The sequence below is a fragment of the Rhodococcus sp. P4_F3_2 genome (assembly GCF_056401335.1).
The window spans coordinates 17,586-30,719 of record NZ_JBFUJN010000043.1; the positions used below are offsets into that span (position 1 = coordinate 17,586).

Below are 13,134 nucleotides of genomic sequence, written 5' to 3' on the forward strand. Positions count from 1 at the left end.
GATTCGCTGAACAGTAAATAGCGATTACTGCCCAGTATCAGTGAGTATCTCGAGCGTCGACCGAACCAGCAGGCACCGACCTAAGGATCATCTTGACAATGATTGTGACAGAACGACATTTGAGCGAACTGCAGGCGCAGATTCCAAATACGATAGTCCTCACTGATCCTGATGTGACGGAAAGCTACCGACGTGACTGGGCTCGCGATCCCAACGCCGGGCGACCGCTTGCCGTCGTGCGTGCGACCTCCACCGAGGATGTGCAGTCGGTAATGCGTTGGGCGACAACGCACCATATTCCCGTCGTTCCCCGGGGGGCTGGATCGGGTTTGTCCGGTGGGGCAACCGCCGTCGATGGCGGAATCGTCTTGACTACCGAAATGATGCGCGATATAGCGATCGACCCAGCGACCCGTACCGCCGTCGTACAACCTGGGCTACTCAATGTGGAAGTTAAACGCGCTGTCGCAGAGCACGGTCTGTGGTATCCGCCCGACCCGTCGTCATACGAAATGTGTTCGATCGGCGGCAACGCTGCAACCAACGCCGGCGGACTCTGCTGCGTCAAATACGGCGTCACCACTGATTACATACTCGGCCTTGAAGTCGTCCTGGCCGACGGAACTACCGTCCGACTTGGTGGTCCACGCCTGAAGGACTCCGCGGGATTGTCGCTGACGAAGTTATTCGTCGGCAGTGAGGGAATACTCGGAATCATCACAGAGGTCACCATTCGCCTTCTTCCCGCGCAGAATCCAGTCAGTACGGTGGTCGGGTCATTCGCGACAGTGCAGGATGCGACGAACACAATCTTGGACATCACTCGAACGATGAGACCCGCCATGCTGGAGTTTATGGACCGCGCCGCCATTGGCGCCGTCGAAAGCGGCCTGAAGATGGGTCTCGATCTCAACGCAAACGCCATGTTGATTGCCCAATCGGACTCCCCCGGCGAAGACCGAGCACGGGAAATCGAGTTCATGGCCAAGGTGTTCACTGACAACAATGCCTCCGACGTCTTCACTACCGATGATCACGACGAGGGCGAAGCATTCACTGCAGCAAGACGTTTCGCGATTCCTGCAGTCGAGCGACTTGGTGACCTCCTCCTCGAGGACGTCGGCGTTCCACTTCCGGCCTTGCCCGCTCTGATACAGGGCATTGAAGCCATCGCCACCCGGCGTAAACTGCTCGTCGCAGTCATCGCTCACGCCGGAGACGGCAACACCCACCCACTGATCGTGCACGATGCCGCCGACCCGGAACAGACATCGCGTGCGAACCTGGCGTTCGGTGAAATTATGGATCTCGCAATCTCCCTTGGCGGCACGATTACCGGAGAGCATGGAGTCGGCCGCTTGAAGAAGGCCTGGCTGCCAAACCAGATCGGCGGAGATGTCATGGAACTCACCCGTCGCATCAAGTCAGCACTCGACCCGAATGGAATCCTGAATCCAGGAACTGTCATTTGAGATAACTCGGCTCAGAACTGTCGACGACCCAGCAGTATCCACCGGTATCAGAGCTGAACGCGCGACAGAGCCGAGCGGGATAGCCGACGAATCGCGGCAACGTGGCATCCGTCCCCGCGAGTCGGTGCGGTCTCACACGACGTTGGATGACCAAAAACGGATTCCCCTGGACGAAATACAACGGAGAAGAATGAGGGAGATTATGGCTGATCGAGTTCAAGCCGGCGGCCTCCAAGTCGCAAGTGTCCTGTACAACTTTGTGGAGAACGAAGCTCTTCCCGGCTCCGGTGTCAGCGTCGAAGCCTTCTGGGCCGGCGCAACCGAAATCGTGCACGACTTGACACCGAAGAACCGCACACTACTCGAGACACGGGTGGAACTCCAGACTCGCATTGACGACTGGCACCGCACACACGCGGGCAATCCCTTCGACCATGCCGAGTACAAGGCATTCCTCGAGCAGATCGGTTATATCGTCCCCCAACCCACTCAATGCCGGGTTATGACCAACAATGTCGATGACGAAGTCGCCGTCACCGCAGGCCCTCAACTCGTCGTCCCTATCCTCAATGCCCGCTTCGCGCTCAATGCAGCTAACGCTCGGTGGGGGTCGCTATACGACGCCCTCTACGGCACGGATGCAATCGCCGAGGGGATAGGTGTCGCTGCCAGCACCGTCTACGACAAACCGCGTGGCGACAAGGTCATCGCATGGTCGCGGAAGTTCCTCGATTCTGCGGTGCCACTGATCACTGGCTCGCACACCGACTCCACGTCCTATTGGATCGACGGCGGCGGATTAAGTGTTCGACTACGCGATGGCTCCCGCACGGCGCTCAAGCAGCCGGACAAGTTCGTCGGCTACGTCGGCGGAAAGCGCCAACCAGAGAAAATCCTACTACGGAACAATGGACTACACATCGAGATCCAGTTCGATGCCGCCTCCCCAATCGGAAAGACCGACGCCGCCGACATCAAGGACGTAGTCCTCGAATCGGCGATCACCACGATCGTCGACTTCGAGGATTCCGTCGCGGCGGTCGACGCAGACGACAAGGTGAGGGGCTACCGCAACTGGTTGGGGCTGAACCGTGGCGATCTCACCCAGGAAATTTGCGGAGGTGGGAAGTCGGTTACCAGGAAACTCAACACCGACAGAACCTATACCGCACCCGACGGAAATGACGTCACCCTGCACGGTAGGTCCTTGCTGTTCGTGCGCAACGTCGGACACCTGATGACTACTCCGGCGGTGCTCGAACTCGACGGAACCGAGATCTACGAGGGCATCCTCGATGCTGTGCTGACAAGCCTGTGCGCTTTGCCCGGTCTGAGTATCAGTAAAAACGCCGGCCCGCTCGCAAATAGTAGAACCGGCGCAATCTACATCGTCAAACCTAAACAGCACGGCCCCGACGAGGTTTCGTTCACCACCGAGCTGTTCGGCCGGGTCGAGGAGCTACTCAAACTGCCTGCGAACACCTTGAAACTCGGCATTATGGACGAGGAACGCCGCACAACCGTCAATCTCCTTGCATGCATCGAGAAGGCCAGCGAACGCGTAGTTTTCATCAATACAGGATTCTTAGACCGCACCGGCGACGAAATCCACACCTCCATGGAAGCTGGCCCCATGGTCCGCAAGACGGAAATGAAGGCACAAAAGTGGATTACCGCATATGAAGACTGGAACGTAGATCGTGGGCTCGACGCCGGCCTTGCAGGCAGAGGTCAGATCGGCAAGGGAATGTGGGCTATGACCGAACAGATGGCCGAGATGCTCGAGCAGAAGATCAACCACCCCTTGGCCGGCGCCAACACCGCATGGGTGCCGTCCCCAACCGGTGCCACACTGCACGCTACGCACTACCACCAAGTCGATGTCTCTTCCATTCAAAAGAATCTGCTCGGCAATTGGCGCGCCCAGATCGACGACATCCTGATGATTCCACTTGCACCGAACACTGATTGGTCTGACGCCGATCGCAAGGAAGAAATCGACAACAATTGCCAATCCATTCTCGGTTACGTCGTGAGATGGATCAACGCAGGTATCGGCTGCTCTAAAGTTCTCGATATTCACGACGTAGCGCTCATGGAGGACCGAGCCACGCTACGCATTTCAAGCCAGCACCTCGCCAACTGGATTCGACACGACATCGTATCCACAGCCGACGTGATTGCCAGCTTGGAGCGAATGGCACCGATCGTTGATCACCAGAACGAGGCCGACCCGGATTACCTCCCGATGGCTCCAAACTTCGACGACAGCATCGCCTTTCAGGCAGCAAAAGAACTGATCCTTGAAGGCATCCGACAGCCTAACGGTTACACCGAGCCGATCCTCCACCGACGGCGGAGGGAATTTAAGGCCGCGCTAGCGAGATAACCGGATGAGTGGCACCGAGTCGGAATGAACACGCTCGCAATCTCTACAAAGCAGAAAGGCACTATCCGGGTTCGGGAAGCGCACAACCGAAACTTGTAAGTTGAGCTAACTATTAGATGGAGGGTGCGAATGGACTTGCGCGGCCACTCTCGTTATCGAGAGGACCCGTATCGATCGAGATGCGTTGAGGGTTCAGCACGCAGTTCAAAGCTGAGGTGGCGCAAATGCTTGTCGGGCCGGATTGTTGACTTACGAGGTTGCATGCGACCTAGACATCATCCCCTGAACACTGAGCAAATGGTTCCAAGTTTGGTGCCGCCCTGCCGGGAAGGGCCAGCCCGCCTACTTCAATCCCAGGTCAGGGAACCCCTCTACGTGCAGGTCTCATTGGGGGCCATCATTGCGGCGTATCATCGAGCCAACGTCGCGCCGTCGCGCTTGTCGTTCCTGTATCCGCATAGCGGCATCCGCGAACTCCGTACTACATCACTACATCGCACGCGGTCTCGAAATCCGAGAGCCCATTCGCGCCGCGGTCGGGAAGGGTCCTAAATGTACGAATTGCTCGGCGACATCAGCAGTCTCCTGGAGACCTCGCCCGTCGCGTTGGCACGTGTGATAGGAACATCCGGGGCGGGACCGCGCGCCGTCGGAGCCAGCATGGTCGTGACCGCCGACGGAGAACCGCTGGGATCGTTGTCGGCAGGCTGTGTCGAATCCGTCGTGATCGGTACTGCGCTTGAGGTCATCAGGACCGGGATATCCGCGCGGGAGTTATTCGGCTATTCCGATCCTGACGCAATCGAAATTGGACTTCCGTGCGGTGGCGAGATCGAAGTGTTCATCGAGCGAGTCGACCCTTCGCAACGACAGTTGATCGATGGATTGATCGCGGCTCGCGACCAGGACCAACAGTTCGCTCTGGTCACGGTGCTGAACGATGAGCCGCAGCATTTCGTGATCGACGACCCAGAGATGCCGGAAGAGAACGGGCGGGCGAGCGAATTCCTTTCGCGTGCCCTCGCTTTGCGCAAATCGGGATCGACCGGCATCGTCGCGGGAGCAGATGACGGCGTCCCCGCATTCGTCCACACCTATCGGCCTCCGCCGCGGATGGTCTTGGCCGGCGCGAACGATTTCGTTCGAGCGCTGGGCGCATCTGCCACACTGCTCGGGTATCGGGTGACCGTTGTAGATGCCAGACCTGTCTTCGCAACCACCGAGCGCTTCCCGGACGTGCACGAGGTAGTGGTCGACTGGCCGCACCGATATTTGAAGGCCGAACACTCCGCCGGCAGACTCGACTCTCGCACGGTTGTCTGCGTCATGACGCACGACAGTAAGTTCGACGTCCCGATGTTGGTGGCTGCTCTGGAGATGGACGATCTTGCTTTCGTGGGTGCGCTCGGTTCTCGGCGGACACACTCAGAGCGCCTCGAACGATTGCGAGCGACAGGGCTTTCCGAGCATGTCCTTGCGCGCGTGAACTCACCCCTCGGACTCGATCTGGATGCACAGTCCCCCGAGGAGACCGCCATCTCGATTCTGGCGCACCTGATAGCGGACCGAAGTAGCGCGTCAGGCAAGAGGCTGCGCCATCTGGACGGACCCATCCATCGACAGCGCGGAGGTAGCGTCGACACGCACACTACGTTGAATGCGGTTGTCTAGCCTGCGCTTTCATGCCGGAAGGTCAATACCGCGTGTCAAATTGAACGGAAGATGCCCTGATCTGGAGATATTTCGACTTGCGAACGGTAGTTGTCAACCTGCCTCAGACAGGTGGGTGTTGTTCGTAGTAGCCGTCTCGCGTGAGTTGACGCTGTCCACGAGTGTGGACAGCTGTGCGGTGTGTGCTTGCTCGGGGGTGCGTCGACCTAGCCTCGGTCTTTCGTCGTGCCGATGTAGTGTGCCAGTTGTTCCACGGCGTCCCCGGCGGGAAGCAGGATAACTGACTCGCACGCGGCAGAACTGTTGCAGCACATGCGACATGAACTCCGGTCCGCTGACCATCCGCAACACTTGAGGTGGTCGGCCACACAGCGCGAACGTATTGTCCAATTCGTCGGTCAACCGCTGCGCGGTGATCGACCGCTCGTGATGGTAAGTAGTTACTGCCGGGTGCGTTCGTCGATGATCGACGCGATCTTGATCGCTTTGCCGTCGACGGTGGAGTCGAATGGAAAGTTCATAGCTCACGCCACGATATTGCGTGAACGCCATCTCCGACCACGAACCGTCCTGAACCAGGTCTCCACCAGATCCAGGACGGTTCAGCGTACGCCGGGCTCGGCGATGATCCGCTCGGCCGTAGCAGCCTCAAATTCGGCGCGATAGGCCGTTGCTCTCGCGTGACGCCGAGTTCGGCCCAAACCCGGCGTCCCGCCATTTACAGCATGCTTTCGATGGTGATGGGAAGATCGTTAACCCTGCGTCCCGTAGCGTTGTAGACAGCGTTGGCGATCGCTGCGGGAACGCCCACCATGACCACTTCGCCCAGGCCTTTGACGCCGATGGGATTGGAGATATCGTCGCGGGCGTCAAGATACGCAGCGTCCAGAACGGGCACGTCGGCGTTGACCGGTACGAGGTAGTCGGAAAGGTTCGCGTTGACCAGACGTCCGTCGCGGTAGTCGATTTCTGCGGACTCGAGCAGGGCCATTCCGATTCCTTGTACCATGCCGCCGATGGCTTGGCTGTGCGCCATCCTGGGGTTGATGATTCGGCCGGCGTCGTACACGGCGTACATTCGTCGCACCCTCACGGTTCCGAGCAGTTCGTCCACCGCCACCTCGGCGAACACTGCTCCGTATGCGTGCGTGGAGTAGCGGGCACTTACGTCTTCGGGAGTGTAGGTCTCAGACGCTTCGATGCTCGGTTCGCCGCGGCGGCGCAACAAGTCTCGGTAGGTTTCTCCGCGAGCGGGGTCGCCGCGAAGTTCCATCCGCCCGTCGACGATGTCGATGTCCTCTGGGCGAACGCCATTGAGGGGAGATGAGGGATCGAGAACTGCAGTTCTAATGATGCGGTCACGCAGCATGCTCGCGGTGATCTCGATGCTGGAGCCAATGCTTGCCATAACTTGCGACCCGTATTGGGCTGCGGCCTCCGGGTAGTTACTGTCGCCGAGGGAGAAGGTGACCCGGTCGAGAGGCAAGCCGAGCGCGTCTGCGGCCAACTGAGTCATCGCTGTGTAGGTACCAGGGCCGATATCGCTTGCAGCGGAGAAGATTTCGGCGGTTCCGTCGGCGTTCACACGCGCCGTCGCAGAGGACGCTGAGCGGAGCGTGTGATAAAGCGCGGATGCGGTACCCATGCCGATGAGCTGGTCTCCATCGCGTACGGCTCCGGGAGTTGGGCTGCGTCGAGACCACCCGAACGTATCGGCACCTCGGCGGAAACACTCGGTAAGTCTGCGCGTGGAGAACGGGGTTCCATTGGTCTGGTCGACGGCAGGCTCATTTCTGAACCGAACCTCCATAGGATCGAGCCGAAGCTGCTCTGCGACTTCATCGATTGCGCACTCGAGCGCGAACGCGCCGGTGACGGCTCCAGGTCCCCGCATCCACGTCGGTTCGCTGGTATCGAGAGGTACTACGCTGGCCGCAGACTTGTACGCTGGCGACGCGTACATCAGTCTTGTCCCTTCCGTGGGAAGGTCTTCGTAGCCCCCGTAGCGCGATACCTCAATTTCGCTCTCGTGCACGGTGGCAAGAAATCTTCCGTCACGATCGGTGCCCAGAGCCAGGCGTTGACGGCTAGTGGGGCGGTAGCCGATCGCGGCGTACATCTGGGGTCGCGTCAGTGACAGCTTCACCGGGCGACGCAGCTGACGCGCGACCTCCGCCGCGAGCAGCTGATGCGGCCAGGTTGCGCAAGCGTTACCGAATGCGCCACCCACGAAAGGGGAAATGACGTGGATATTCTCGGCAGGAAGTCCGAATGCGCGACCGTAAGCGGCTCTGCAGTCGTGTACTCCTTGCACCTTGTCCCACACCGTCAAACGATCGCCGTCCCACGACGCGATAGTCGCGGAGATCTCTATCGGGTTGTGATAGTGACGCGCGATAGAGTATTGGCGGTCAACGACGACAGGTGCGTTTCGGAGCGCGGTGTCCGCGTCGCCGCGGAAGTACGAGGGGCCCATTCTACTGGGTTCGCGGCCCGCTTCTGCCGCATCGTCGAGATTGGTGCTCTGGGCTTCTTTGGTGTACTGAACGGACACCAGCGTCGCACCGTGGGTCGCGGCCTCGAAGGTGTTCGCGACGACCACCGCCAACGGTTGGCCGAAGAAGTTGACTTGAGAGATGTCGTAGGGCAGATCGATACCAGGGAAGTCGGTGATCACACTGACCACGTCGGGATGACTACTGGCGATTCCCGTGTCCATCGATGCGACGATCGCTCGAGAAACCGTGCTGCACACCAGGACTGCGTGCAGATGGTCCGGCACCGGGTTGTCGGCAGCGTAGAGCGCGGCTCCGGTGACCTTGAGACGGCCGTCGACGCGGGTGAGGGGTTGACCGGACAGTCTCGCACTCAGTGGGGTGGTCACGACAGGGCCGCCACTCTGGAGAGCTGACGTCGGACGGTGCGTTGGAGCAGTATCACCTTGAATCCGTTCTCGGAGAGGGGTTGCGCGCCTTCCGCCGCAGCGTCTGCCGCGGTAGTCCACAACTCGGGGCTCGGCCTCTGACCGACGAGTCGTTCCTCGACGCCGGTCAGGCGCCACGGTACCGTGCCGACTCCGCCGGCAGCGACCCTCGCCGAACGGACGGTACCGCCGCTGATGTCGAGCGCGACCGCAGCCGAACACAGCGCGAATTCGTAGGACGAGCGGTCACGCACCTTCAGGTACCCGGATCGTCTGGTGTCAGGGCGGACCGGGATCTCGACGGCGGTGATGAGTGCTCCAGGTGCGAGGTTGTTCTCGCGGTCGGGTGTGTCTGCGGGCAACCTGAAGAAGTCTGCGATCGGGATCGTCCGCTCTCCGTCTCGATCTCGGGTGACGATCGTGGCGTCGAGCGCGGTCAGCGCGACGGCAAGATCGGACGGGTGGGTTGCCACGCATTCCGTGCTGGTACCTAAGATCGCCAATGTGCGGTTGCGGCCATCGATTGCAGCGCAACCGGATCCGGGTACACGACGGTTGCAATTGGCGTTGACGTCGCGGAAGTACAGGCAACGTGGCCGCTGCAGCAGATTACCGCCGATGGAAGCCATGTTGCGCAGCTGCGCCGAGGCACTGAGATCCAGCGCCTGGGCGAGCATCGGAAACTGTTCCTGCACTTGCATATTGGCCGAAACCTGGGACATACGAGCGAGGGCACCGATGTACAGGCGATTCGAGTCGAGTTCGATGTCGCGGTAGGGCAGCGCGTTGATATCGACCACTCGGGAGGGCCGTTCGACGGTCTGACGCATCAGGTCGACGAGGGTGGTCCCTCCGGCCAGATAACGAGCTCCGCCGCCGGCTGCGTCCAGTGCTGCTGCTTCATCGGCAGCCGTGTCGTACTGGAAAGGAAACATGGTTCACACACCTCCCTCTGCAGCCACGCGGGAGATGGCGGTGACGATGTTGGTGTATGCGCCGCATCGACAGATGTTGCCGCTCATGGATTCTCGAATCTCTTCGGGCGAGCCGGCGTGACCTTCACGGATACAGCCGATTCCTGAGAGAATCTGGCCGGAGGTGCAAAATCCGCACTGAAAGCCGTCCTCGTCGATGAATGCTTGCTGCAGCGGATGTAATTGGCCGTTGGTCTCGAGACCCTCGATGGTTGTGATATCGGAACCATTCGATTGAACGGCAAGCACCAGGCAGGACAACACCCTCTGCCCACCCGACAGAACAGTGCAAGCGCCGCACGCGCCCTGGTCGCAGCCCTTCTTCGTTCCTGTCAGTTCCGTGTGCTCCCGCAGCATATCGAGCAGGGAGGTGCGATTGTCTACGGCCAGTTCACGTTCCGAACCGTTCACTGTCAACCGGACTGCCGAGGTGCCCGATGCGGCTACCGGGGCTTCCGAGTCGTTCGAGCAGCTGTTTAACAAAGATACGGCCACGATCGCGCCACCTGCAGCGATCGAGGTACCCACGAATGTGCGGCGCGTCATGGAGTCTGGACCGCGAGCCTCTTCGGACGAATCGGTGTCGTGCGGTGAAGTCATTGCACTCTCCTAAGTGACTGTACGAACGTGGAGTACGCGACTGTCGTTTACGGTAAAGGGAATTCATGAACGGGGCCGCCACGTACCGGCTCAACAACGTCCATACCCGCAACATCTAGACCTGCTAACCGGTCGATTCGGGCACTCGGAAACAAGAATGAGAGCGGAGCGACAATACGCCGACGCTGAGCCAGCCTGATGTCGCCTTACAGAATTGGGTTGTCGATTCGACACGCCTCCGGGCCGAGCGTATCCGCGCGGGTGGCGCGCGTGCCATGTAGGAGATTCATGCAGTATCGCGCCAAACGTGCGACTACCACGGCGATCATCGCCCGTTGAAGATTGGGTCACGACCGTCGATCAAAGCACCGACCGCCTCGTGATGATCCTCGGTGAAATGCGCGATGGCTTGCATCGCAGCGGACAGCTCAAGCAAACTCTCCAACGACTGATGCTGCCCCTCTCGCAAGAGTTTCTTGGTCATGCGCAACACATGCGGCGGATTGGCAGAGACTCGGTCGGCGAGAGCGTGTGCCTCCCGAAGGAGCGCCTCAGGGTCGACCACTGCGGACACCATGCCCCACTCGAGTGCCGTAGCAGCATCGATTGCTTCTCCGGTGAACGCCATCTCGCTGGCTCGAGCCATGCCGATCGCACGCGGCAAAAGCCACGCACCACCGTCACCGGGAATGATTCCAACCTTTACGAAGCTCTCCGCAAATTTGGCCGATGTTGAGGCGATGCGTAGATCACACATCATCGCCAGGTCGCAACCTGCCCCGATCGCAGCGCCATTTACTGCCGCGATCGTAGGAATCTCGCAGTTGTACAACGCTTTCGGGATGCGCTGGATACCCTGTCGATAACCCTGCCGTAGTTCGGCGGGGCTGCCACGAAACATCCCGTCCTTGTCGCGCATATGTTTGATGTTCCCGCCGGACGAAAAAGCAGATCCGGCGCCGGTAAGAATTGCGACACGGAGTTCCGGATCCGCGTTGGCGGCGAAGACCGCATCCTCGAGGGCCGCGATGGTCCCGGGCTCGGAGATGGGATTACGAGCGTCAGGACTATTCAGCGTCCAGATGACAGTATTACCTACTCGGTCGATCAAGACGGGGCTGCTGTTCATCGATTGACTCCAAAATCATTGTTGTCGAACAAAATCCGAACATGTCAGAAGCACGCCAAGGGCAGACTGCGACCTAAATTCGCACTGTCGGGCCGGCCACCGCGGCACTTGATCGCTCTGGCGCACTCATGTGCTGGAGCTGAACAACCCAAGAACGTCGACGTCCCCTCAGCCTACAGTAAAACTGACATCATCTTTGTGCAAATTGGGTGATCGATAGACAAGCGACTCGTCGTAGCGCCAGGCCCCTGCCACATTCGGCAACAGTCAGGACGGAACGCCATTGACGACCACGGCAGGCAACAGCCTGCTGAGCACGTGAAAAGTCACTCGAAAGAAAAGCACTACGTCGTCGTAACCCGCCTTGTCTGTCGATGCCGCCGGGACCGGGGTCATTCGCACAGCTTGTCGTCGTGGCGGAAACCGTTGCCGCAGTTCGACCCCGGGTAGATCGTCACCGACCTCGCGTGTCGCTGGCATTGGGCGGCGACTGCCTCGCCGACATCGCCACCTGCGCGAACACCGCCGTGTTCGGAAAAGTACCCTTCGATCCCACCGTGTGCCGCCTGATCGCCGCACTGTTTGCCGATGCACCCGCAGTGCTGACCGCAATCGACATCATCGCAAGAACCCGATCGTCATCGACCTCGACGCGACCCTCGTCACCGCCCACTCGGAGAAGCAATCTGCAGCTCCGACCTACAAGCGCGGATTCGGATTTCATCCCCGGCTGGCGTTCGCCGACCACGGTTCCGACGGGACCGGCGAACCCGTCGCGGCACTGCTTCGGCCAGGCAACGCCGGCTCGAACACGGCCGCCGATCATATCGGTGTCACACAAAAAGCATTGGCACAGTTGCCTCACTCGCACACTGCCTGGCCAGGAAAGCGGGTCCTCGTCCGCACCGACGGCGCCGTAGCCAGCCACAACTACCTGACCTGGCTGCACAAGCGAGGAGTGTCGCATTCGATCAGGTTCGGACTCTCGATCGCGGCACGCATCTCGACCCATGCGCGCCCCATCCACCTCAAGCTGCCGAAGAACGGGACATGGTCGTCGCTGATCGTCACTGCACTGAGCCGGTTGGCGGCAATGCCCACGCCCCCTGACAGAACCCGGCTACCCCTTCGACCCGAAAGATGACCCCCAGACCGTGGAAGCGAGCGCCTCGCCGATCGACATCAGTCGCCGCACAGTGCCTCGGCAGTCCTGAACACCACCGAAACCACACTCTCGAACCGATCAGGCCACCGCATCGGCACGACAAAAGATCGAGGCGACAAGTACACACCGCACAGCCGTCCACATTCGTGAACAGGGCGCGAAACCCACCAAGTGTGCCCCATTGGGTTGGCATCTTTCGCAAGGGGCGATGAGCACCAACCCGCTGAACCCAACGGGGACCGGCCGGCAAGCGACTGTGAACGCTCTCATTGCACGGTTGAATCTCGACCAGACTCGAACCGAAGTTGATTCTCAGCCAGAGTCGGTCGCGACGATACCGTGACGGCGCCAGGTTCCGTCGCAGCGAAGTGCTCAGGAGAATCGCTTCAGCGCATGCGTTGGGAGCGACACTAAACAACGCCACCGTTCACGTAGATCACCTGGCCGTTCACCCAGCGAGCCGGGCCGGCGAGGAACGCGACAGCCTCCGCGATGTCCACCGGTGTGCCGAGGCGTTCCAGGGGAGCCAGCTTGGACAGGTTCTCCACTGTAGCTTCGTCTTTCCCGTCCAGGAACAGATCGGTGGCCGTGGGGCCTGGGGCTACGGCGTTGACCGTGATATCTGATCGCACCACCGSKCCGGACACGTCTGGCTGCCTGCTGGTCGACCACGAAGGTCCCTCGGACGTTGGTCCGATGCATCCGATCGAAATCGTCGAAGTTCAGTTCTGCGACGGTGGAGAGAATCATGATTCCGGCTGCATGGACGACGACGTCGATGCCCCCGAACTCCTCCTCGACCGTATCGAAC

The 13,134-nt window shown here is 60.1% G+C and carries 9 protein-coding genes and 1 pseudogene; 4 read left to right on the top strand and 6 right to left on the bottom strand.

Annotation, left to right across the window (positions count from 1 at the left end; all coding sequences use genetic code 11):
- Window positions 1-98: 98 nt before the first annotated feature.
- From AC1DWA_RS29310 to AC1DWA_RS29320, 3 genes are all read left to right on the top strand, one after another.
- The gene (locus tag AC1DWA_RS29310; RefSeq protein WP_477847682.1) at window positions 99-1,472 is read left to right on the top strand and encodes an FAD-binding oxidoreductase; all 1,374 of its coding nucleotides are present in this window, start codon (window positions 99-101) and stop codon (window positions 1,470-1,472) included.
- Window positions 1,473-1,674: 202 nt separating this feature from the next.
- On the top strand, window positions 1,675-3,861 hold the full coding sequence (locus tag AC1DWA_RS29315; protein WP_477847702.1) for a malate synthase G: 2,187 nt from the start codon (window positions 1,675-1,677) through the stop codon (window positions 3,859-3,861).
- Between the two features lie 552 nt (window positions 3,862-4,413).
- The gene (locus AC1DWA_RS29320; protein ID WP_477847684.1) at window positions 4,414-5,532 is read left to right on the top strand and encodes an XdhC family protein; all 1,119 of its coding nucleotides are present in this window, start codon (window positions 4,414-4,416) and stop codon (window positions 5,530-5,532) included.
- Window positions 5,533-6,250: 718 nt separating this feature from the next.
- On the opposite strand, the gene AC1DWA_RS29325 is transcribed toward AC1DWA_RS29320, so the two are convergent.
- From AC1DWA_RS29325 to AC1DWA_RS29345, 5 genes are all read right to left on the bottom strand, one after another.
- Window positions 6,251-8,416, bottom strand: coding sequence for a xanthine dehydrogenase family protein molybdopterin-binding subunit (locus AC1DWA_RS29325; protein ID WP_477847686.1), 2,166 nt, complete (start codon window positions 8,414-8,416; stop codon window positions 6,251-6,253).
- Window positions 8,413-9,390 (bottom strand): FAD binding domain-containing protein, encoded by a 978-nt coding sequence (locus AC1DWA_RS29330; protein ID WP_477847688.1) that lies wholly within the window; start codon window positions 9,388-9,390, stop codon window positions 8,413-8,415. Before AC1DWA_RS29330 ends, AC1DWA_RS29325 begins: the two co-directional genes overlap by 4 nt.
- A gap of 3 nt (window positions 9,391-9,393) precedes the next feature.
- Window positions 9,394-10,029, bottom strand: coding sequence for a (2Fe-2S)-binding protein (locus tag AC1DWA_RS29335; protein WP_477847690.1), 636 nt, complete (start codon window positions 10,027-10,029; stop codon window positions 9,394-9,396).
- Between the two features lie 325 nt (window positions 10,030-10,354).
- Window positions 10,355-11,158, bottom strand: a complete 804-nt coding sequence (locus AC1DWA_RS29340) for a crotonase/enoyl-CoA hydratase family protein (RefSeq protein ID WP_446837023.1) — start codon at window positions 11,156-11,158, stop codon at window positions 10,355-10,357.
- Window positions 11,159-11,425: 267 nt separating this feature from the next.
- Window positions 11,426-11,638: a hypothetical protein gene (locus AC1DWA_RS29345; RefSeq protein ID WP_477917389.1), complete on the bottom strand. Its 213-nt coding sequence runs from the start codon at window positions 11,636-11,638 to the stop codon at window positions 11,426-11,428.
- Window positions 11,639-11,717: 79 nt separating this feature from the next.
- On the opposite strand from AC1DWA_RS29345, the gene AC1DWA_RS29350 reads away from it, so the two are divergent.
- Window positions 11,718-12,302, top strand: coding sequence for a transposase (locus AC1DWA_RS29350; protein WP_477847694.1), 585 nt, complete (start codon window positions 11,718-11,720; stop codon window positions 12,300-12,302).
- Window positions 12,303-12,733: 431 nt separating this feature from the next.
- Here AC1DWA_RS29350 and AC1DWA_RS29355 read toward each other — a convergent pair.
- Window positions 12,734-13,073: pseudogene (locus AC1DWA_RS29355) on the bottom strand (SDR family oxidoreductase).
- Between the last annotated feature and the right edge of the window lie 61 nt (window positions 13,074-13,134).

Excerpts from the sequence above, each read along its gene's own strand:
- AC1DWA_RS29345 (WP_477917389.1), bottom strand. The coding sequence starts at position 11,638 with ATGCCAGCGACACGCGAGGTCGGTGACGATCTACCCGGGGTCGAACTG.
- AC1DWA_RS29335 (WP_477847690.1), bottom strand. The coding sequence starts at position 10,029 with ATGACTTCACCGCACGACACCGATTCGTCCGAAGAGGCTCGCGGTCCA.
- AC1DWA_RS29340 (WP_446837023.1), bottom strand. The coding sequence starts at position 11,158 with ATGAACAGCAGCCCCGTCTTGATCGACCGAGTAGGTAATACTGTCATC.
- AC1DWA_RS29310 (WP_477847682.1), top strand. The coding sequence starts at position 99 with ATGATTGTGACAGAACGACATTTGAGCGAACTGCAGGCGCAGATTCCA.
- AC1DWA_RS29330 (WP_477847688.1), bottom strand. The coding sequence starts at position 9,390 with ATGTTTCCTTTCCAGTACGACACGGCTGCCGATGAAGCAGCAGCACTG.
- AC1DWA_RS29320 (WP_477847684.1), top strand. The coding sequence starts at position 4,414 with ATGTACGAATTGCTCGGCGACATCAGCAGTCTCCTGGAGACCTCGCCC.
- AC1DWA_RS29315 (WP_477847702.1), top strand. The coding sequence starts at position 1,675 with ATGGCTGATCGAGTTCAAGCCGGCGGCCTCCAAGTCGCAAGTGTCCTG.